The following is a 22,717-nucleotide window of genomic DNA, read 5'->3' on the forward strand; positions in this document are numbered from 1 at the left end:
GAAGAAGCTCATGGATTCAGCTAACTTACATTAAGTATCGTGCTTACAGCTCGTAACGGAGACCTAAGTGGTAGTAGCTTTCGTCTGCGTGTGCACCGCCAAACGAGACTTCTTGTCCATTGCTGTAGCCACGCGAGCCGTTACGATCAACGTAGTTTGTGTAGATAGAAGAACGAGGCGTCAGTTTGTATTGCACTTCTAGCGTTGTATCTTTCAGCTCTAGCTCGTCACCATCACTATTTTCTAAAGAACGATAACCAGCACGCAGTGCCCATTTGTCATTTACACTGTAAACCGCCGTTAGTTCCATCACTTTGTCGGTACTGGTTTGTGAGTAATAGCCCTCTAGTTCATCTTCCGAGTACAACGCACCCAACATCAAATCACCTAGGTAGTAACGCGTACCTGCACCCCAGAATGTGTAATCGGTGTCGTTGCTTTCACGTGCATCACCTTTATTCTTCTGCATCGCTATCACTGGTGCCAAGGTACCCAAATTCCCCATGTCTAGCGTATAACGCAGTGCAGCGTTGTAACCGTAGTCGAGCTCAGAAGTGTTGTTTCCTAAAATGTACGCGACAGAAAAATCGACATTACCTAGGCTGTTTTGGTATTGCAGCGTGCCATCTTGACGGAAAACTTGCGTTGCGGTTTTGTCGACTTTATTCGCTTGGCGCGCCATAGAAACATCGGAAGAGGCGAACACATCACCAATGTCGGTAAACATAATCAACCCAGATGCCACGCGACCACCAGTAATGCGACCATAATCTTTCGCATCAATACCCGCCCATACATAACGTGCGGTCAGAGACGGTTTGTCGTTTACTTGGTTTGCGTATTCAGCGGCACCCACTTGGTATTGCGCTTGGCCGATGATCGACGCGTACTCGTTGATGGTTTGTGAACCGTTTAAACCAATACGGCCATCAAACTCGCCATTTGCATCGCCGTGCTCGTTATTTTTACTGGTGACATTGAAACCAAGACGAGAGTAAATATTTAAAACTGACCCATCTTCCGCTTGATACAGCTGCGCTGCCATTGCGTTTGATGCCATCAATGTAGGGAGAAGTAGAGTCAAAATGTGCTTTTTCATGATTAACGACCTTTCATTTCTATTGTTTTAGGTACGACAAAGCCCCTTCCGAGTAACGGAATAAGAAAAATTATCGTGAAGTAGAGAGAGGGTGCGCCCTTGTTTGCCAAGGGCGCGAGCTAGTCCATTCCTATAGGGGAAGAATGATTTAGCTTAAATCGACGTCTTTGCAGCCAAAGAAGTAAGTCGCGAGGAAGCCGACGATGTAAGAGATAAGCAGGCCAGCAACAAACACCATCATTCCCGGGAAGATGCCATTTTCTGATGTCATGAGAGGAATCGCCACGATACCGGACGGGCCAAACACCGTATTAAGACCAACTGGTAAGCCAAGGTAAGAAACTAAACCGATAAAGAAGCCGCCCGCAGCGCCGCCAATACAAGCGGTAACGAATGGTTTTACGCGTGGTAATGTCACGCCGTAAATCAATGGTTCGCCAATGCCTAGAAGGCCAGGAATAATAGCGCCTTTAACTTGAGTGCGCAGTAGAGCGTCTTTTTTGGCTTTGAAATACAGCGCCATTGACGCGCCAACCTGACCGCCACCAGCCATCGCCAGGATAGGGAATAGCGAGTTAAAGCCCTGTGCTTCCATCAATGCGAAGTACACTGGAACAAAACCCTGGTGGATGCCAAATACCACAGAAATTAAGAACAAACCTGCCAAGATCGCAGCGCCTAATGGGTTATCGTTCAAGTTGAGGAACAACCAAGACATCCCTTTAAACAGCTCGCCGCCGATTGGCATGATGATCAAGAAGGTTACCGCACCCATGATCAACAGAGTGATAACGGACGTTAAGATCATGTCCAGATCATCTGGCATGTATTGACGAACCTTACGCTCGACTTGCGCACCGATGATCGCCGCCAAAAGTACGCCGATAATGTTGCCGCGCGGATCAATCGCAAAGCCGAAAAACTCGTTCATGCCAGAGTAAATACCGGATGTAGCCTCTGGGTTGTAACCCAGCACAAACAAAGAGGCGAGAATGGCACCATTAACACCAGAGCCGCCAAACGCTTGCTGCGCGTTGTAACCAATCAGAATACTTAAGAAAGCAAACAGACCCTTACCAAAGACTTTCATGTAGGCGATCAAATCCAGCATAAACTGGCTTGGTGTCTGGTCGAGAACAAACATCTGTTCCAATAACGTCGCAAAACCTAGCAACAAACCAGCGGCAATAAAACCAGGGATCAACGGCGTAAAGATGGTAGCAAACTTGCTTAAAAAACGCTGAACCGCACTGGTTTGCTTACTCTTCATCTGTTTTTTCTGCTCGGCTGCGACGGCAGAAAGATCTTGTTGCGGCATATCTGCTTCTTCACTGTCACCAGAGGTTAAGCTGTAGATCAATTGATTCATCATCTCAGCCGCTTGTTGAGCTTTTCCGGGACCGAGAATGATCTGAAACTGCTCATCGCTTTCCACCACACCCATTACGCCGGGAATTTGCTTGATAACTGATTGATCAGCCAAGCCATTGTTGGCGAGCGATAAACGCAAACGCGTCATACAGTTACCACATTTGCTTACGTTGCTACTGCCACCCACTGCGGACAGCAACTGCGATACTGTGTTTGAAGTTATTTTTGCCATAGGGTCTATCCTTCAGAACTCGGATTATTTAGTTATTATTTAGTGCTGCGCGAATAAAGCCGTTGTGCGCGGCGAGGCGTGATTTGGCTTGTTCGGCATCCAAATCGGCCAAAATCATTAAGATGGCGGTTTTGCAGTGGCGACCGCAGGCATTTAATGCTCGCTCTGCTTCTTCTTTTGATGCGTCGGTTGCTTCCACAACAATGTTGGTTTGGCGTTGTATGAGCTTGGCGTTAGTGGCTTCTACATCCACCATTAAGTTGCCAAATACCTTACCGCTACGAATCATTGCGCCTGTCGTGAGCATGTTTAGCACCAGTTTTTGTGCGGTGCCAGCTTTCATGCGAGAAGATCCAGTGACAACCTCTGCGCCAACTATCGGCAGAATCGCGATGTCGGCCGCTTCTGCCATGGCACATTCTGGATTACAAGCGATAGATGCGGTCGTGGCTCCGATGGATTTAGCGTACTCCAAACCACCTAGTACATAAGGTGTACGGCCACTCGCTGCAATGCCTACAACCACGTCATGCTTGGTGAGGTGAAGTGCTTTTAAGTCGTCTTGACCCATTTTCGCGTTGTCTTCTGCGTTTTCTACCGCTTTTAAAATCGCTTGATGTCCACCAGCAATTAAGCCAATCACCATATCTGGATGCGTGCCGTAGGTAGGAGGACACTCGCTCGCATCAAGAATTCCTAAGCGGCCTGATGTGCCTGCTCCCATGTAAACCAAACGGCCACCATTGGCGAACGCTGCAGTAATTGCATCAACCGTCTTTGCAATTTGTGGTAGCACTGCTTTGACCGCGAGCGCGACTTTTTGATCCTCTTCATTAATGACTTGCAGCATCTCGATGGTCGAAAGCGTATCAATCTCTGCACTGACTGGATTACGGCTTTCTGTCACCAATCGGCTTAAATCAATTTTCATGTTTTACACTCTTCGTAATGTTCAATCTGAGGGCGATTCTATGGAATAAAATATTCTGTTTTGGTGATAAAAATCACACTTGAGGTTATTCTTTGTGCAGGAGAAATTTGGAATAATGAGAGAAAATATATGTCTATTACATCCGATATAAACTGGCTTGGTTAGAATAATCATGGAGTTAAATCAAACTCCAATTATTTTTGTTTTGGAATAAATTATTTAAATTTTTTGAGGTTTTTGTTGTGTCAGTTGTCAATAAGATAGTCGCGAGGCGTACTCAGCTTTCGCAAAGTGGTCGTTTGGTCGGCGATTGGATTGTTGAAAACGCAGAAAAGGCGGCGCTGCTCACTAGCCAAGAACTTGCGGCGCAAGTAAAAGTGAGTCAATCGAGCATTGTGAAATTTACTCAGCGTATTGGCTTTAAAGGCTACAGCGAGTTTAAGTTAGCTCTGAATGAAGAGATTGGCCGTAAGCATGCGATGCAGTCGACACCGTTGCACAGTGATATTTTGGCAGATGATCCCATCGCGGTTATTTCACAGAAACTGGTGAAAGCAAAAACAGATGCTATGTTTCAAACCACCAATGCGCTGTCTTATGAAGCGTGTCACCAAGCGGTGAAATGGTTGAGCGAAGCGCGTCGAGTGCAAGTGGTCGGGATTGGGGGCTCAGCCCTGACCGCGAAGGATTTAAGCTTTAAACTGCTTAAACTCGGTATTACGGCGCTTTCCGAACAAGACAGCCACGTGCAGATTGCTGTTGCTCGTACCCTCTCTTCAGAAGATGTGCAGATTGCGATTTCGTATTCGGGCGAACGCAAAGAAATTCTCGTCGCGGCAGAAGCGGCAAAAGAGCAGGGCGCGAAGGTGATTGCGTTATCTGCTCCTGGGAGAAGTCGCTTGCGCGGTATTGCCGATATTACGTTTGATACGATTGCCAATGAAACGGAACATCGCAGCTCATCCATTGCTTCGCGTACCGCGCAAAACGTGATCACCGATTTGCTGTTTATCATCTTGGTTCAGCAAAGAGACGACAGTGCCCGTCAGTTGATCAGCGATATCAGTACCGACATCAAACAGATCCTCACATGATCGCTTAACCAACAGCGGACTAGAGATCCGGATCGTGCCTCAGCAAAGCAATAAAAGCAGAGAGATGTTTTTCAATGGTGAGATCGGCAGAAATCGCGGGTAATTCCAACGTGATGCAAGGTAAATCACGTTCACTACACCAAGTGCCGAATGAGCCGGGTGTTTCGTAGTCGACATCGTCAACGATTGGCAGTTGGAACTGCTCGCCGAGCCATTTGGCAAGGTCGGAATGTTTGGGATCATCCACAAAAGCAAGCGGTTCATGAAACGACACCACAAACTTTGGCTTGCGCAGTTCAATCAAGTTAATTAATGCGCTAACTTCAGGCTCTAGTTGGTTTTTAGTGCCAGTTTTCACCTGTACGTCTCGAACGGGTGTGTGAGAGCTCCATCGATACACTGTGCCATGCTCAGTCCAATTTTGGGTTGGAAACGCGCGATTGAGATCCACTTGGTTTGCATTTGCGCGTGTGCCTAGTTGGTTGCCGTCAGGATTCATTGACAGAATCACATCATGTCGTAAGTTTTCAGCAGGCAAGCTTCTTAGCGCGCAGGACAAACCTGCAATCGAGGCCGTCTCGTCCCCGTGAGTGCCTGCCAAAATCAAACCTCGCAAAGCACTTTCGACTTGAGCCGGAAAATACAGTAATGGCGCACCAAGCACGGATTGACCGTATGATGTTGGCCGAATTAAAAATGCCGCTCTTTCCGTTCTTGGAATTAGACTCACCGTAATCTCCTGATTGATGAAGTAGTATCAATATCTAAGCTAATTACACCTAGCTAAACTGAACCGTTTAAACTCGTCAATGGTTGAAATGTTAATTGTGGCACTTGCTTCACAAGACGCGTTAGGAGAACGAAAAACGATATGGATTTTAAAAAACATTCAACGGCGTTGCTGATTTCCTCTTTATTCACCCCTTTTCTTGCTACATCAGTTGCTGCGGAGACCTTACCTAAAGGTATTCAACTTGCCGCAGAACAGCATTTAGTACGTGCGAATGACGCAGAGGCGGCGACGCTTGACCCAGCGAAAGCCGAAGGTCTGCCAGAAATGCATGTGATTCGTGACTTATTTGAAGGGCTTGTGATTCAAGATCGTGACGGAAACATTATTCCCGGTGTGGCAGAATCATGGGAAACCAACGACAACCAAACCTTTACTTTTCACTTGCGCAAAGACGCGAAATGGTCGAATGGCGAGCCTGTGACGGCGGATGATTTTGTCTATTCACTGCGCCGAGCGGTGGACCCGAAGACCGCTTCTCCAAATGTTTGGTATCTCAAACTCACCAAGATCAAAAACATCGCCGATGTAGCAGAGGACAAAAAGCCTTTGGACGATCTCGGTATCAAGGCAGTGGATAAATACACCCTACGTTTTGAGTTGGACAGTCAAGTGCCGTACTTTGTTGCTATGACTGGGCACACGTCCATGATGCCAGTGCATCAAGCGACAGTGGAAAACCGCGACAAGCCGTGGAGCGATCCAGACCAATTTGTTAGCAACGGTGCATTCACATTGGATAAGTGGGTCGTGAATGAGCGCATTGAACTGGTTAAGAGTCCAAATTACTGGGACAGCGCAGATACGCATTTAAACAGAGTGACTTACATTCCGTTTGAAAACCAAAACGCGTCAATCAATCGTTATGCGGCAGGAGAGCTGGATATCACGTCAGATGTGCCGACTCATATGGCGCAGAAGCTTAAACAAGATTACAAGCAGGCTTACACGGTGGTGCCATTACTGTGCACGTATTACTACGCGTTCAATACCACTCGTCCGCCATTTGATGATGCGCGAGTGCGTCAAGCGGTGTCGTACTCCATCATGCGTGATGTGATTACGAATGGTGTCACGCAAGTGGGCAACCTTCCTGCGTATACCTTTGCGCATCAGTACACTGCCGGTTTTGATGCGACTCCCCCTGAGTATAGTAAGTGGAGTCAGCAACAACGTGACGAGAAAGCGCGTCAGTTGTTAAAAGAAGCGGGTTACAGCCAAGACAAGCCGCTCGATTTTAAATTGCTGTACAACACCAGTGAGGCAAACAAATCGATCGCGGTTGCGATAGCGTCGATGCTACAAAAAAATCTCGGTGCAAACGTGGAGTTAGAAAACCAAGAGTGGAAGTCGTACTTAGTGGCGCGTAAACAAGGCAATTTCGATGTGATGCGCGCTTCCTGGTGTGGTGATTACAATGAAGCGTCTACTTTCCTGAGCTTACTTCGCTCAGGTTCTTCGGGTAACTTTGCACGTTACAGCAGTGAAGCGTATGACAACGCGATGAACAGTGCATTGGCTGCAACCAATGAGAAAGCGCGCCAAGGATTTTACGACCAAGCTGAACAGTTGCTGGCGACAGATATGCCTATCGCGCCAATCTATTACTACATGCAAGCACGTTTGGTTCGTCCAACCGTGGGTGGCTTTGCAAAGAATAACGTAGAAGGGCGCATCTACTCGAAAGATCTCTACATCAAGAAGTAGCGCTCAAAACAAGCGATAAATATGAAGCCCCGAAGATGTATCTTACGGGGCTTCTTTTTATTGTTAGCGAGTGGAGAGCTTGTTCACGAGCATAGCGACTCGTTTGCCAAGATACTCCGCTGTTGCAACATCAGAAGCATGCAACTGACCACCTTCACCACCTTGTGCAACAATACCACCTTGTACACCATAACGATTCAGGTTTTGCTCCCCAGAATTGCTGATCTTATCCAACCCGACCCACATCATGCCGTGTTGGTTAGCGAGCGTTTGTAGATATTGTAATGTGCAAGATTGGTCGCCATTCATTGCCCCACCACTGGTAAAGCCAGCCGCGATTTTGCTCGCCCATTTTTGGTAATACCAAGATTCACTGCTTGCATCTGCAAATGCTTTAAACTGCGCTGCTACACCGCCCATATAGGTCGGTGAGCCAAAGATAATCGCATCACACTCAGCAAGTTCATCCATTAGTTTAGGGTTCACAAAACGTCCCTCAATAATCTCACTGCCTTCAATTCGGTGAGAGAGGATTTCACATTCATCTTGCTGCTTAATGCCTTGTTGTTCAACACCTGCGGCAATCGCGCGAGCAAGCTGACCAGTAACGTCGGTTTTAGAGAAATAAATAATCGCAATTTTGGACACAATGGTTCCTTTTTTCATTGTTGATTTTTAATCGTGCGACTAAGGCTAAAACCTCAAGATAAGTTGAGGTCAAGAAGAGATTTGAGATAGATAAAGTACGAATTGGTATCTAAAGAGCTTTCTTATAGGGTAAGTCGACGGCATAACTACAGTGAATGCAACGACGATGAATGTCGTGTATAAAAGCGTTAAAGGAAGATCTTAAAGATGTAGAAAACTCTCTTGGAAACAATGATAAAGGTACCGATGCTAGTGATGATTAATAGGCGGAAAAATAGATTAAAATATGTAAACTCAGACCTGATCCAAGGCGGGAAAAGTACATTTCATCGTTTCTTAAGGCGAGGGATTATTATCATTATGGTAGGAGGCCTTTCTACAGCCTCTTCCACGGTATTTGCACACTTTATAGCGGGGGTGTTTGATGTGGATATGAATGTTCATCCAGAGAGCTTAGAAGAAAAAGTGCATGCACTACTTTTTGTTTCGGTCAGTCTTGTTTTTTACCTCTTTTATGCCCTTATCTCGCTAAATATTAGTGGGTGGCTCATAATGAAGCTAAAAATATAAGCTTAACTAAAACCATGTCCTTGTATTTTAAGGAAGATGGAACTAGTGACGATTTTTTCTTTGCTTGCACCATCTCTATTTTTTGTATTTATTTAAGGTTCGTAAATAAGAAGCTTCCTTTGGTTAAAGTGGCGCTTTTGGTTTCGGCGATGTGTCATGTTTTTATCATGAAAGAATACAGTGGTGACCTTCAGCTTATACGTTTTGTCTCTTCACTGTTTTTCGCCATTAACTTTGGGTTATTTGTGACCACCAAGTGATACTAAAAAGCCGATGTAGATACATCGGCTTTTTAGTGGGTTATTTCTTTCTGCGAGTATAAATCCGAGATTTTGCTTTACTTGGCTCTGGCTTGTTTTTTGCCAGCTTTAGCACTGCTTTTTGCAAAATCTGGTTGTTTGGGTAAGTGATCAAGTTACCGTTGTCGTGCTTAATTAACACGTGAAACATGCTGATTTCTTGAATCTCACCGCAGATGTCTTCATCTTTGTCTACGACTTTAATTCGGTCACCCACTCGGTACGGGAAGACAAAAAAGATCAAAAAGCTGGCTGTGATGTTGCTCAGAATTGACCACTGCGCAATAAACGCCACACCTAATACGGCAAAAATGGACGATAGGAACAAAGACACATCGCCATAGCCAATACCTGTGATAATGGCAAAAATAGAGGCGGTCAAAAATAGCAGCGCGACATTGAAACAGCGCTGAATAAAACTCAAACGAGCCTTTTTTACACCTTTCGTTGTTGCCAAATTTAGGATGGCTCTATTTACAATCCTCTTCAGGATGCGATACGCGATCAGGACAAAAATGCCCATCAATAGTTTGTAACCGAGGGAGCCCGTAGTGAAATACTGGCTCACTTGCTCTAATTGGATCCAATCATTCATTTCTTCATCTCGACGATATCTAGAAAGCGGCTTTTATAGCTGATTTTTTGCTGTAAGTAATCACAATTTTTCTTTACACCATTTGTCTCTGTGTTGAGGTTCCACAGAGTACTATATAAGTTAATCAAAGACTTAGTGAGTATTACGAACTCTTTGGCTTCATTACTTATATTCAATCAAAGCTGACGTGATTTTGAAGAGAGCAATCTTTGAGCTGTATCCCATATCCGACATTCTATGACGCTAGTTCCCTATAAACGAGCTGAATATGACTTTTGTCCTGATAACCTAAGGTGTATTAATTGAAATAGCTTTTAGGGCGTTGAAAAATGGAAGAAGATGAAAAGGCGATTATGATTTTATTCGTGATTGTTGGCCTTGTACTCGTTTGGGTCGCGCTTGAAGAACTTAATTATCTCGGGCTCCCAATAAAATAAGCCCCGTTAAACACAAGTTAAACGGGGCCCTTGTCTTTTATCAATGTGAATTCAGGCTAGCTAACCGCACGCACTTTGCCTTGTTTCAAATCGTTCAGCACTTGCGCTTTAGGACCATCTGCAATGATGCTGCCTTTTTCCATCACAATTACGCGATCAACGATGTCGAGCATAGACGTTTTATGCGTAATCAGAATCAGCGTTTCACTAGGTTTCAACTGTGCTAATTGATGCTTAATGTGCATCTCTGAGCGGTTATCCATCGCACTGGTTGGTTCATCCATGAGTAGAACAGGAGGACGACCCAAAAATGCACGAGCGATCGTGACTGCTTGACGTTGACCACCCGAAAGCATTGCACCACCTTCACCAACTTGGCGTTCTAAGCCCGCTGGGTCAGATTGCGTAAACGCAGTAACACCGGCACGATTCGCTGCGTCTAGTACGTCACGGTCATCGGTTAATGGGCGACCTAGCGTAATGTTGTCGCGGATAGAACCAAAGAACAGATTCGAATCTTGCGGCACACAACCAATATTACGGCGAATGTCGACATGATGCAGCTGTGCGATGTCGGTATCATCAATGCGAACATGACCTTCCGTCGGCTGATACAAGCCCATGATGAGACGCTCTAACGTGGTTTTACCCGAACCGATACGGCCTATGATCGCTACTTTTTCGCCTGGGTTAATGGTCAAGCTCAAATCTCGAATCGACGCCACCGGTGAATCTGGGTAGTGGAAGGTCACGCGTTCAAGTTCAATTTTGCCTTGTACTATTGGACGGTGAATGTAACGTTTACCTTCTTCTTGTTCATCCGGCATTTCCATGACTTGATTGATAATTGTCATAGAAGACTTCGCTTGGTTGTAGCGCGTAGAGAGTAAGGATAACTGAACCAAAGGACCTATCGCGCGGCCGCTAAGCATGGTTGCGGCAATCAAACCACCCATGGTTAAGTCGCCCTCTGCAATCAAGTAAACGCCTAGGATGATCATCCCTACGTTACTACTTTGCTGCACAAAACCTGCTGCGTTTTGAATGCTATCCGTAATTCGGCGGCTTTTTATATTCCAGTTCGCCATGTGCGCAACTGCCTCTTCCCAGCGGTATTGGAATTGGCTTTGCGCACTGAGCATTTTTACGGTTTCTAACCCAGCCAAGCTCTCTATCAAATTGGCATATTTTTGCGATGCTAGGCGTGAACCCTCCTCAATGGAGCGGCGCAGCGGCCCTTGTATCAGTAGCGAGTGAATAATCAAAATGACCACGCCCACCATCGGTACATACACAAGATCGCCAGCCATTAGCCATATAATCACTAAGAACAAAATGGCAAAAGGCAAATCAATGAGAGCACTGACGGTCGCTGAAGTAAAAAACTCTCGAATAGATTCGAATTCTTGTAAATGGCGAGCGAAGGCACCGACCGAAGGCGGCTTCGATTCCATTCTAATCCCCATCACTTTGCTGAACAGTTTGGATGAAATCAGAATGTCAGACTTCTTGCCCGCCACATCAATGAAGTAATTTCTCAGCGACTTGAGAATGAAGTCGAACAGGAACACGACAAAGATGCCGCTTGCTAGTACCCATAGGGTTTCAAACGCAAGATTCGGAACCACTTTGTCGTACACCAAGCGAGTGAATAGCGGAGCGGCAACCGCAAAGAGGTTGATGAGAAGTGATGCGATTAAAACATCACGGTAGATGCGTTTTGACTGCCACAAGGTGGACCAGAACCAGTGGCCTTCGTTGGTTTTGAGCACTTCGGGAGAGCGCTCATCGAAACGGAATTGCTTTTTAACTAAAAAGTACCGACCAGTGTATTGCTCAAGTAGGTCTTCTAATGGAATAGAGATCGGCACCATTCCACTTTCTAGGGTGGTGACTTCGGCCTCGCGTTTCTCCATATTGATGCTGTTGAGAACGCAAGAGTCACCGCCTTTAAGAACTAAGATTGCCGGCAGAATTAGGCTGGAGATGCTCTCCAGCTCTGCGCGGTTTTCCTTGGCAACCAATCCGGCCCTTTCCGCTGCTCTTGGTAGCAAAAATGGGGTCAGTTTACCGTCAGATAGCGGTAGTCCGTTGACTAGCGCTTCTGGCGAGTTAGCTAACCCATAGTAACGGCTAACGTAGATGAGCGAATTCAGTAAAGGGTCTTTCATCGTTGATAAACCTTTTTATTCCTTGTCGACGATGAATCCTTGGAATACCTCAACAAAATGTTCAGTGAGGAAATCCAACTGGATTTGAGTTTCGATACGCGATGCGATAGTCGTAATACCAAGGTTGTGGGCAGTACGAGAGATCGACGTTAGCGTGAATTTCTGTTTTTCGTCGTGCAAGTTGTGTGTGAATAGGTAATCGAGCTTCACATAGTTCGGACGGAACTCTTGGATGTATTCCAAAGATTGGAAGTTACGTCCGTAGTTATCTACGCCGAACTCAGCACCTGATTGGCGAATGGCATTACATAACAGTGCTGTGTGGTGAGGCTGATCGATAAAGCATTCCTCTGGAATTTCAAAGTGTAGCTTAGAGGCCACTTTGGCATGTTTTTCCAGCATGCTAGTTGTCCAGCGAATAAACGATGGTTGAGACAAGCTGCTTTGCGCGATGTTAATCGCGACTGGGTCATTAAGTTCACCACTTTCTAGCATCTTAATCATTGATTCAATGACATACTGGTCAAAGATGTTGGTGGCGTCTAACTGTTCTAGTGCGAATAGGTATTGATTCGCACGATACGTTTCACCATCTTTTTCGATGCTTGAAAATACTTCGTTGTGGAATACTTTACCCCATGTGTTTTTCGCAGCTTGGAAACGGAATTTAACCCAATCACTATGAATGGCTTCTTCAACCAACGCTTTCCATTGCTGTTTACCCATCAAACTAGAAGGTGTATCACTGCCAATGAAGCCGTATGGCTTGTCTGGTTGCGCTTTGGCTTTCGATAGTGCGTTGTCCACCATCGAGAGGATTTCAGAACGCGTTTTCTGATCTTTGCTGTGTGCAACCCCTAGTGACGCTTTAGGTTTTGCTAAGCCTGTTGGGTCAGTATTTAGGCCGTTCACACAATTGACGATGCTGTCCGATAAAATGCGTAACTCGCTCTCATCCATATGAGGGAAAAGCAAGCCGAACTCATCACTAGACAAGCGAGCAATAGTGGCACCCGGTACATCAATGGTGTTTTTCAAACGTTGAGACAGTTCTTTAACGTGGGCATCTGCGCGTTGGTAATCTTTGGTCTCGTAAATGTCGCCAATGTATTCAGCATGGAGTAGCGCGATACCCCCTTGCGTTTGCTCTGCAAGCCATTGGTCGATTTGGTTGATGTAGAATGAGCGGTTACCCAATTTAGATATAGGATCGAGGTAAGCCTGAGCACGCAGACGTTGAGCCTCTTTGGCTTGCTCTTTGAATGATAGCTCGATTTGAGCAGACATCATATTAATGCCATCTACCACCGCGATAAGATCTTTGGTTCTTGGACGAGCAAGCGGTTCACCAAATTGGTTATTCGCGATTTCATGCATTTTATTCACGATGGCCGTTAACGGCTTTAGCGAGCGACGTAGGATGTATGAAATTGCCACTAAACCAGCCAGAAAAATGACACTGAATACAGACAGCAACCCAATAAAACCTTGCCAGAGCTGCTCGTAAGCTGCGCCTGGGTGGCTAATGATTTCTACTTCGGCGAGCTGCATCCAACCACTGGTCACAACACGCTTATCGTGAATCGCTTTAAATAGATTCATGTCGATAAACCATTGTGGCACCGTACTTGGTTTAACTGGGTAGGTACGCACGATCTGGTAGTCAGAATCTAATGCTGTAAGACGAACAACGGAGTAGGTGCTGCCGTCAAACAGAGCATTAATCACGGACTCAACCGCTACTTTATCTTTGTCCTTTAGGTAAGGAGCCAGTGCCAAACCTACGGTGTTAATAGTGTTGTTGACCTCTGAACGTTGCTGTTGCTCCAAGCTGTCTCGAGTCGTGTTGAATTGGATTACGAATACTGATGCCAACAAGAGTATAAAGACCGTAACCATCCCCACCACAAGCTTCTTATATAGGGTCATGTTTCTCACTCGTCATAGTTAATTTTAGGTTTATTTAACTGCAACTTACGTTCGCGCGAGCGTAAGTCATTCCAAAGGCTCAACCGTGATGCTTTCCCTGCCAGCTCTCCAGTGCTAGCAGATGACTTCATCAACCACAGGTTTGTACCATTAAAACTGTATATCGGTAGCAAGTCGCTACGCTTAGAGGCTCGGACAATGTCAGGATTGATATTATCGAGAATGAGCGGCTCAGAACTTGGGGTAGGGTAGTAAGCTAATACCATGTGAAACTGATTCAGTTCGATGGCTTTTACGTATATTAACCGCATCTTTGAATCTGGTATTCCTAGCTCGAGTAAAGAGAAGTACTTAGCAATAGTGAAATCCTCACAGTCTCCTGCGTTACTCCCTAAAAATTCGAGTGGCGTAGCCCAATAATCTGTCTTTCCCCACAGTTTTATGTCGTCAACGAAATACAGCTGATTAAAAAAGTCGTTAACGCCAGCGAGCTGTTCATGAGTCTCTAATTGTTTAAATAAGTCGAGGTTCTTTCGCCATGTATTTACGCGCAATCCCGCACGTTCGCCGTACACCGCTGTGACCGTATTGACCCATCGTTGTTCTTTACTGTTCAGCGCACCAAGTTGGAACGACAAACAACTTAAGCTGATTAATAATGTAACTTTACGCTGCAAATTGGATCGCATATTCGACTCGTATCACAAGTATACTCTTCTAGAGAGTTCGTCAGTGAGAAATAAGTGCTTTTTATTTAATTACTTATCGCTCAATACTCCCTATCGCGAGTATCTTAATGTGGTTTACTCCTTCAAGGCGTTCGTTTTGGCACTTAAAATCGGTTTAAGTAGATATTCCAAAACGGTTCGCTTCCCTGTGATGATATCGACCGATGCTGTCATTCCTGGAATGATTGGTAAATCTGCATCTTGACCAAAGTTTGTTTTTTCGGTGCGTACACGAACAATGTAGAAGCTGTTGCCTTCTTCATCTTGAGTGGTATCCGCGCTGATATGTTCCAACTCTCCCTCTAAACCGCCGTACTTTGTGAAGTCGTAAGCTGTAAATTTCACGATAGCATGAAGATCTGGGCGTAAAAATGCGATGTCTTTTGGCGCAATTTTCGCCTCTACCAATAGTGTGTCTTCTGTTGGTACGATCTCGACGATATCCATACCAGGTTGGATAACACCACCGACAGTATTGATGTTCAGTGTTTTGATTTTGCCTGTTACTGGCGAATTCACAACCGTTCGGTTTACTCTATCTTCCAAGCCCACCGCTGATTCAACCAAGGCAGATAACTGGTCTTGGGCGCTGTTGAGTTTCTCTTGCTGTTCAGAGCGGAATTTGAGTGCAACATCAATACGGTTGAGCATGGATTCTCGAATCGCTGATTGCAATACGGGAATCTTGAGCTCACTGGACGTCATTTCACGACGGGTATCGTTGACTTGGCGCTGTAATTTGAGCAGTTCAATACGAGGAACAACGCCCTCGTCTGCCAAAGGTTTGGTGATATCGAGTTCTTTTTTCGCGTATTGGTAGCTTTGACGCAAGTTCCTTACTCGTGCTTGGATCTCTACCAAGTCCTGCTGCTTTTGCTGCACTTGTTGGTCAATAACAGAAAGTTGGTTGCGTAAATTATCTAGATCTTCGCGATATTCTGCTTTTTGACGCTGTGTGAGTTGAGGTCGAGTCTCTTCCAAGGTTGGTGGGAAGGTCAGTTTACCGTAATCAAGTAGTACACTTTGACGCCAGTTTTCCGTTTCAAAATCACGATTAACGGCAACACTGTTAATAGAAGCGGATAGTTGCAGCACAGATGCGGTAAGGTTGGCAACTTGTTGCTCACGTTCACGAAAATCCGAGCGAAAGCGGGTGTCGTCGATAAGCAGTAACTGTTGGCCTTTTTCAACCAACTGACCTTCTTTGACCAAGATTTCTTTGACTAAGCCACCTTCTAAGTTTTGGACTACTTGTATCTGTGAGGAGGGAATCACTTTGCCTTGACCAACCGTGACTTTGTCGATTTCAGCCCAAGATGCCCAACCTATTGCTGCAATGAAAAATAGCACCATAACCCAGAGCATAAAACGCGCGCTGTTGGGGGTATTGAGGAGCAATGCTGCAGTTTTGTCATCAACAAAATCCAACTCTTCATCGTTGAGTTTGTTGTAGTTATCTCGGCTCATCACAGTCCCTGCTTATATAATTACGGATTATCTTTATGATCTTATTATTATTAACCGATCATGTCAGCATGCTCGGCTAACAAAATATGAGAAGAGGGTTATTCTCTCTTCAAATGAGCTTTCTTACACTTTCTAAATCAAACAAAAGCATAATTAGCGCCGGAGTATAGCTATTACGCCTTGAACTTGGCTTTATCCAACTGATGTTTTTTTAGTTTGTCGTACAAGGTTTTGCGTGATACCTGTAATTCTAGTTGAACCTCTTTGAGTCTGCCGCGATGTCTTTGCAATGCATCGAATAACAAGCAATATTCAAAGTATTCTGTGCGCTGAGTCATACTCTGAATTTCAAGACTTTTCTCACTGTTCCAATCTTCCATTCTAAAAGTATCTGGCTTGAGGGCACGAAGTTCAGCAAATTGGCGTAGCTGCTTAACGTTTTCTGGCCATTCGAGACTGGTGAGGTGTTTGACCTCTTCTAGGCTGATATGTGGCGGCTGTAACTGATATCGGCTCGCGGTGTGGCGCACAAAGTGCTTGTATAAAGGCCCTATATCTTCCTTTCTCTCATCGAGCGTCGGTAAGTGAATTAGAGTCGCCAGGGATTTTAGAGGCGGCTCGGCTTGGGTGGTCGCGCCAAAAACACGTTCAAGTTTTGGGTGCTTGAATAAGTATTCCCATTGCTCAAATGATACATGCTCTGCGCTATGTAAGTACAAACTGCAGTGGCGTTTTCCTTCACTTAAGCGGTGTATGGCTTTGTCGAGCGCTTCTAATGAAAGCTCATAGAGGTCTTCACCAGAAGCGGCGATTAGCTCACTATCCGGTGTTGCATGTATGTCGTGGGCAAATTGTGCAGCGAGTCGCCGACCCGTACCATCTTGACCTACAAAAATGAGCGGCTGGCTTGTGGGCGCACTGATCAAGGCGCGACGAATACTAACCATGGCCTTACTGTGACCAATCATTTTCGGACCAACATGAGTTTGCATGTCGAGCTCTTTCTTAAGCCAGATGTTTTCTTGCAACAAGTTCAGTTTATCGCTGGCATTGTTGAGCGATTTCATGAGCTGTTCCGTTGAAAACGGTTTTTCTAGAAAGTCGTACGCGCCGCTTTTCATCGCATCTACCGCGGTTTTCACATCTCCATGTCCAGTAAGTACGATGAATTGAAAGTGATCGTTTTTGCTTCGCAAAGTTCGCATAAACTCCAAGCCATCCATCACGGGCATATGGATATCGGTAATGATAATCGCAGGCGTATTTGAGTCGATTACGCGTAAGGCTTCTACTGCGTTTGGTAAGCAGGTGACGTCTATCCCTTCAATCAGCAGGGCTTGAGACACGGCATCACGAATGTGTGGTTCGTCATCAACAAAGAAAACTGGGTTATTCATGGTCGTTTTCCACTTCTGGGGTACGTTTATTCTGATTGACTATTGGTAGCGTCACGATAAAGGTCATCCCTCCTGCTTGTTGTTCTGTGTTCTGATGTTTATAGGCACAGAGGGAGCCGTGATAGCTCTCTATAATCCGCTTGGAGATTGTTAAACCTAATCCAAGACCCTCCGGCTTAGTCGTAAAAAATGGGTCGAACACTTTTGCTAGGGCTTCGTCTGACATCCCTGGTCCGTTATCGGAAACAAGAATGTCGCAACTGTCATCATGACACTGAACAGCAATGGATATTTGCGGATCGATACAGTGGTTTTCCATCGCTTGTGCGGCGTTGTGGAAGAGGTTTATCAGCACTTGTTCTAATTCAACGCTGTGAATGGCCAGCTTCACATCATAGTCGATGGCCGGAACTTTTAGTGTTACTCCTTGCTTAATAAGCTTGTTGCTCAAAATGCTGGTGGCAGTATGTACCGCGTCGTGCAGTACTGAGATTTCATTGTGTGAATCGTGTGTGGCTTTCCGAGTAAAGACTTTTAAGCGGGCAATGACTTCCGAAATGGTGTCATTGAGTGTCAGCATTTTGCCCAAATTGTCAGCGACCATTGGGTATTTTTCCATTGCCAACAAACGCTGCGAGTTTTCGGTATAGGTTCTTAGTGCGGAAAGTGGCTGATTTATCTCATGATTAATACTGGCTGATAGCTCGCCCAACAGTGCCAATTTCGCGGCTTGCGTCAGCTCTTGTTGTGTTTGTTTAAGCTCTTGTTGGCTTTGCTCATATTGGCGGATGGTCTGTTGTAGTTTTTGGTTGGCTTCACTCAGAACTAGTGTTCGTTGCACTACTTTTTCTTCTAGGCTCACATTGAGATGGGCAAGGCGTGCTTTGTTAACTAGGGTTTGGAACCACGCTAACGCAATTAGAGCAATGAGCGCATATAAGATCAGGAAGACGATATCGGCCTGTAAAACGGCGGCAAGAACGCTGTTGTGGTTAATTAAGGCAACGACGCGAAACCCTTTATCCAATAAGTGTGTTGCGTATGCGAGGTAATTCGGTGATAGAAGCAATTGATTGTCATCAAACTCCGTGACACCACTGTGTGCCGTTAACTCACCAAAATATTCGGGTAAGGTATCGCCATATTGACGCGTTTCGGTAAGTTCATTTATTGCACTCGATGACAGTGGGAAAAGTGCACGATAGCGCCAGTCTGGTAAATTGCTCATAAACACGACATTGTGTTTATCTGTAATGAGTACGTCAGTCGTGGTTTGCGAAAGGCGCTGTTCTAATTGCTCCAAATTCACTTTTACTGTGATCACGCCAACGACTTCCTCATTTACCCACAGCGGAGATGAGAAGAAGTACCCACGTTTATTCGAGCGTACGCCTAATCCAACGTATTGAGCGGGCTCACCGCGTCGCGCATTTTTAAAATAGGGGCGATAGCTAAAGCTAGAGCCAACAAACGTATCTTCTTGCTGAAAGTTACTTGAGGCTATGACTAACCCGGTACGGTCATGAACGTAAATCGTATCGGCCAAACTTTGCTTCAACCAATCTGATAACAGTAGGTTGAGCTCTTGAGAGGGCGTTCCGCGCTCGACTGCTTTGAGTAGTCTTGGGTCGTGACTTAATAGGTTTGGTATCTGTTCAAACTTTGCCAGTTCGTAGTCCACTTCTTGTGATACTTGCGCGGCTTGTCTCTCTAGCTTTTGTTGCCATTGATCATGTTGGTATTGAGTTGCGTAATGATGAGTAAGCGCAAGCCCTGAAATGCCAACGGCACACAGTAGCAGTAAAAAATGACGTAGGGCTTTGGGGTTGAGTAAGTTCACGATCGGCTCACTGGTTTTTTGTGTCATGGTATCAAATGACGCACTGTGATGCTGTGAGCGGCAACGATAACAAGCACAATGATGTCCTTGTATTTCCTCAGTATCGGGAGCACAATCGACAAAAACGAGTGAAGGAGTAAAGATGGAACTTGCTGATATTCGTCGTGAGTACACCAAAGGTGGGCTGCGTCGTAAAGATTTGAAAGCTGATCCTATTGATCAATTTAATCTGTGGCTAGAGCAAGCAGTTGAAGCGGGTTTAACGGACCCGACTGCGATGACAGTTGCAACGGTTGATGAAAATGGCATGCCGTTTCAACGCATTGTTCTATTGAAAAACGTCGACAAAGATGGTTTTGTGTTTTACACCAACCTAGGCAGTCGCAAGGCCCAGCAGCTAGAGCATAACAGCAATATTAGTTTGCACTTCCCTTGGCACCCGTTAGAGCGCCAAGTTCATATTACTGGTGTGGCTGAAAAGCTTACCGCCGTAGAGAATATGAAATACTTTACTTCTCGTCCTAAAGAGAGCCAGTTGGCCGCAATCGCGAGCAAACAAAGTAGCCGTATTTCTGCCAGAGGTGTGTTGGAAGGTAAGTTTTTAGAGCTAAAACAGAAGTTTGCTAAGGGTGAAATACCAGTACCAACCTTTTGGGGTGGCTTTCGCGTAAAACCAAAGAGCATCGAATTTTGGCAAGGTGGCGAACATCGCCTTCACGATCGTTTTCTTTTCTCCCAGCATGATGGAAGTTGGGACATTGATCGTTTAGCGCCATAGGCTTATGGTCCCTCATGAATAAACAAACACCGCCGAATTGGGGCGGTGTTTTTGTAGGTAGAAGCGATGCGAATTATCGCTCTCCATTCAACACAACCGATAATTGATGCTTAAGCAGCGTTTTGGGTAAAACAGAGCCGTAGCCTGCTTCCATTGCTTTATCTATTAGCTCGTTCTTGCTGTTCGCTGCAAACTTATTACGTAAGCGTGCGACGTGACCTTCAACGGTTTTTGTTGATATGCCCATGACCTGAGAGATAAATTGAGGCTTTTTGCCATAGAGCAAGAGGAAAAGCGTTTCTTGCTCGCGGCATGTGAGCTTCTCTGGTTTTGGTTGTAAGTCAGAAAAACGAAAGATGGATTGTTGATTTGGGTTGGTACTGATTGCACGACAAACCCAATACCCGACTTCAATCACGGCGGTGTCGGTGAGTTCCCTTCCGTAGAAAATGGTGCCTACGATGTCGCCTTTGTCATCTCGCCACGGTGTTTTAGTAAATATATGTGCTCGCCAGCGGCCATCTGGATAAGGGTGGATATCGAGAATTTTTAGTGACTCGCCAGTTTCGAGAACGTGTTTATCTTGGCGTTGAAATTCTTGCGCGCATTCAGTGGTTGGGCTGGCCATATCAAAATCAGTTTTACCCAAGCACTCCTCGGGCGACGTGTGCCCTAACAGTTCTGCGTATTCCTGGTTTACGTATAGGAATACCGAATCTTTATCTTTGCATCCCCAACAACCTGGTAGCTGTTTAAGGAGGGATTGTTCTATGGTATCGACTGAAATATTCACAAAAGGACTCACTACATACTGCTTTTACCAATACAGAGACGTCCGTGTTACATGGCTCGTATTGATGTTGCCAAGTAGGCAGTTACGTTGCTAGAACACGTTCGTTGATTGGCGCTCAATCCAATTAAATTCGTGGTGTTCGATGTTTTCGTCAGGTAGTCATAGACAACGACGAAATGGAACGAAGAGTTTAATTGGGAAAATGGTCTGTTTCATTACAGATATGTGCGCTCACGGATGTCCGCCAATGTTCGGCTTACAACTCGTATCGTCCTTGATCATGCTTCCTACAACTCAGTTGTAATGTGGTTGACGTTCATATCACTTGTGAGCGAAAGAGCAGCACCTAAGCATATGAGAGGGACAGTGAGACAAACGCTATGATATCAGCTTATGCCATTGTTTTCATTGTTGAGAAGCGAAAAAAAAAGCCAGCCTGAAGACGGGCTGGCAACACAAGATATAATCTTGTCGACGTGTAGAAGAGGTTCTAAATTACCTAGCGAGGGTCTGCTAAGTAAGTTAGAGGTATCAATGAGATACCGAGAGCTTTAGATCGTATGCATCTTAAAGCTCGATAACTAATGTATTGAATCAGAAGCATATTAGTAAGGGGGGAAATCCCTCTATGTTGAGTTTAAGAGTGGGTTTCGATCCGTTTCAGGGACGAGTTATCTAATATGGAGCACGGTGTTTTACAAAATAACAGATTGTTCGGTAATAAGGATCTTTACATTGATTGATTATGTATACGTAAGGTGTTGCCTATCTATCCGTTTTTGTTAATAAAATTGGTTGCTCACTGACCGTAAAGTAACCTCGCATGATCATCGTTCCGGAACTATGATCATGTAAATGAACTTGAGCATGCTGATTTGATCTTGTCGATTGAGTTGGGTAAAAGTTGCAACCCAACAAAGAAGGTATATGATGCGAAGACGTAAGCTGACCGTGTAAAGACGACTGTTTAAAATGAGTGATTCAGATAACCAAAAAATCCTTTCATATCAAGAGATTATTCTGCCAAAGCCGGCGGAGCTGATCACACTTCCGTCTTATATGGATTGCCACGATCATTCTTATACGCAGATCGTGATTGGTTTAAAAGGGCAAGCCGAATTTGAAGTGCGCGGGCGAGGTAATCTTGTCGGCCCTGGTCAAGGTTGTGTGGTTACCGCATGCTCTGATCATGCTTTCGGTGGCGTCATCAATCAATCGGATATTTTGGTGCTGAATATGCCCAAACCGACAAATGATGATCCTGAAATGCTTGAAAAAATCAATAACCTGGAGAGAGACCATGTCTACTTCCAGTTAGATAGTCAAATTCAGAAGCTGATACAGATGTTGGTTCAGGAAATGCGAAACCATCCGGATGACCTGCTGTTAAGTCGTGCGTGTAACGACACTGTGATTGCATTAATGCAGCGCCATATCTCGGCATTTGAGACCAGTCGAAAAGAGTCGCGCTTTGATTTGGAGGCGATTGATCGTTACATTGAGCAGCACCTGAGTCATAAGATTAGTGTGGCTCAATTGGCCGGGCGAGTGTTTCTTGGGGAAAGTCAGTTCCATTGCTTGTTTAAAGAGCAGATGGGGATTACACCTCATCAATATGTTCTCGGAAAGCGTATCGACATGGCTCGTGAATTAATCGAGCAAGGGCACCTTTCTTTAGGGCAAATTGCCGAGTTTACTGGCTTCTCAAGCCAGAGTACTTTTACTCATACTTTTACTCGCTTACAGGGAATATCACCTTCCCGTTATAAAAAACAAGTTGGATAACAACGCGTTTTTTTAGGTCAAATAATCATCAATCAGAATAAAGCCATGCACTATGC

At 45.2% G+C, this 22,717-nt stretch carries 18 protein-coding genes; 5 read left to right on the plus strand and 13 right to left on the minus strand.

The features are described from left to right. Positions 1-43 precede the first annotated feature (43 nt). From R7E51_RS06410 to murQ, 3 genes are all read right to left on the minus strand, one after another. Positions 44-1,099: a porin gene (locus R7E51_RS06410; protein WP_017821879.1), complete on the minus strand. Its 1,056-nt coding sequence runs from the start codon at positions 1,097-1,099 to the stop codon at positions 44-46. A gap of 148 nt (positions 1,100-1,247) precedes the next feature. Beyond that, positions 1,248-2,702: a PTS N-acetylmuramic acid transporter subunit IIBC gene (murP, locus tag R7E51_RS06415; RefSeq protein ID WP_017821880.1), complete on the minus strand. Its 1,455-nt coding sequence runs from the start codon at positions 2,700-2,702 to the stop codon at positions 1,248-1,250. Between the two features lie 28 nt (positions 2,703-2,730). After that, positions 2,731-3,633 (minus strand): N-acetylmuramic acid 6-phosphate etherase, encoded by a 903-nt coding sequence (gene murQ, locus R7E51_RS06420; protein WP_017821881.1) that lies wholly within the window; start codon positions 3,631-3,633, stop codon positions 2,731-2,733. Between the two features lie 242 nt (positions 3,634-3,875). Here murQ and R7E51_RS06425 point away from each other — a divergent pair, with 242 nt between their 5' ends. Beyond that, complete coding sequence (locus R7E51_RS06425; protein ID WP_021707579.1) at positions 3,876-4,727, plus strand: SIS domain-containing protein; 852 nt, start codon at positions 3,876-3,878, stop codon at positions 4,725-4,727. 19 nt (positions 4,728-4,746) lie between these two features. On the opposite strand, the gene mpaA is transcribed toward R7E51_RS06425, so the two are convergent. Continuing rightward, entirely contained in the window at positions 4,747-5,457 is a 711-nt protein-coding gene (mpaA, locus tag R7E51_RS06430; RefSeq protein ID WP_017821883.1) for a murein tripeptide amidase MpaA, read from the minus strand. Positions 5,458-5,598: 141 nt separating this feature from the next. On the opposite strand from mpaA, the gene R7E51_RS06435 reads away from it, so the two are divergent. Continuing rightward, complete coding sequence (locus R7E51_RS06435; RefSeq protein WP_017821884.1) at positions 5,599-7,224, plus strand: ABC transporter substrate-binding protein; 1,626 nt, start codon at positions 5,599-5,601, stop codon at positions 7,222-7,224. 63 nt (positions 7,225-7,287) lie between these two features. Here the strand turns inward: R7E51_RS06435 and R7E51_RS06440 are convergent, their stop codons facing one another. Beyond that, a complete protein-coding gene (locus R7E51_RS06440; protein ID WP_017821885.1) occupies positions 7,288-7,872 on the minus strand; it encodes a flavodoxin family protein in 585 nt (194 codons plus the stop codon). 231 nt (positions 7,873-8,103) lie between these two features. Between R7E51_RS06440 and R7E51_RS06445 the strand changes: the two genes are divergently transcribed. Further along, positions 8,104-8,442 (plus strand): hypothetical protein, encoded by a 339-nt coding sequence (locus tag R7E51_RS06445; protein WP_017821886.1) that lies wholly within the window; start codon positions 8,104-8,106, stop codon positions 8,440-8,442. Between the two features lie 300 nt (positions 8,443-8,742). On the opposite strand, the gene R7E51_RS06450 is transcribed toward R7E51_RS06445, so the two are convergent. From R7E51_RS06450 to R7E51_RS06480, 7 genes are all read right to left on the minus strand, one after another. Then, the gene (locus R7E51_RS06450; protein WP_017820061.1) at positions 8,743-9,336 is read right to left on the minus strand and encodes a mechanosensitive ion channel family protein; all 594 of its coding nucleotides are present in this window, start codon (positions 9,334-9,336) and stop codon (positions 8,743-8,745) included. A gap of 493 nt (positions 9,337-9,829) precedes the next feature. Next, complete coding sequence (locus tag R7E51_RS06455) at positions 9,830-11,944, minus strand: type I secretion system permease/ATPase (protein ID WP_005374556.1); 2,115 nt, start codon at positions 11,942-11,944, stop codon at positions 9,830-9,832. A 15-nt stretch (positions 11,945-11,959) separates the two neighbouring features. Further along, positions 11,960-13,873 (minus strand): bifunctional diguanylate cyclase/phosphodiesterase, encoded by a 1,914-nt coding sequence (locus tag R7E51_RS06460; protein ID WP_005383568.1) that lies wholly within the window; start codon positions 13,871-13,873, stop codon positions 11,960-11,962. Between the two features lie 5 nt (positions 13,874-13,878). Beyond that, a complete protein-coding gene (locus tag R7E51_RS06465) occupies positions 13,879-14,562 on the minus strand; it encodes a transglutaminase-like cysteine peptidase (RefSeq protein ID WP_005374561.1) in 684 nt (227 codons plus the stop codon). A gap of 114 nt (positions 14,563-14,676) precedes the next feature. Continuing rightward, entirely contained in the window at positions 14,677-16,068 is a 1,392-nt protein-coding gene (locus R7E51_RS06470) for an HlyD family type I secretion periplasmic adaptor subunit (RefSeq protein ID WP_005374562.1), read from the minus strand. A 173-nt stretch (positions 16,069-16,241) separates the two neighbouring features. Then, positions 16,242-17,465, minus strand: a complete 1,224-nt coding sequence (locus tag R7E51_RS06475; protein WP_005383565.1) for a sigma-54-dependent transcriptional regulator — start codon at positions 17,463-17,465, stop codon at positions 16,242-16,244. Beyond that, a complete protein-coding gene (locus tag R7E51_RS06480) occupies positions 17,458-19,332 on the minus strand; it encodes a sensor histidine kinase (protein WP_017634535.1) in 1,875 nt (624 codons plus the stop codon). Before R7E51_RS06480 ends, R7E51_RS06475 begins: the two co-directional genes overlap by 8 nt. Before the next feature lie 115 nt (positions 19,333-19,447). On the opposite strand from R7E51_RS06480, the gene pdxH reads away from it, so the two are divergent. Then, a complete protein-coding gene (pdxH, locus tag R7E51_RS06485) occupies positions 19,448-20,083 on the plus strand; it encodes a pyridoxamine 5'-phosphate oxidase (RefSeq protein WP_005374570.1) in 636 nt (211 codons plus the stop codon). A 73-nt stretch (positions 20,084-20,156) separates the two neighbouring features. Here pdxH and R7E51_RS06490 read toward each other — a convergent pair whose 3' ends face one another. Beyond that, on the minus strand, positions 20,157-20,876 hold the full coding sequence (locus R7E51_RS06490; protein ID WP_206957605.1) for a helix-turn-helix transcriptional regulator: 720 nt from the start codon (positions 20,874-20,876) through the stop codon (positions 20,157-20,159). A 972-nt stretch (positions 20,877-21,848) separates the two neighbouring features. Here R7E51_RS06490 and R7E51_RS06495 point away from each other — a divergent pair. After that, complete coding sequence (locus tag R7E51_RS06495; protein ID WP_171342408.1) at positions 21,849-22,661, plus strand: AraC family transcriptional regulator; 813 nt, start codon at positions 21,849-21,851, stop codon at positions 22,659-22,661. Positions 22,662-22,717: the final 56 nt, after the last annotated feature.

The organism is Vibrio sp. Vb1166 (assembly GCF_033338695.1).
Taxonomy (GTDB): Bacteria; Pseudomonadota; Gammaproteobacteria; order Enterobacterales; family Vibrionaceae; genus Vibrio; species Vibrio alginolyticus.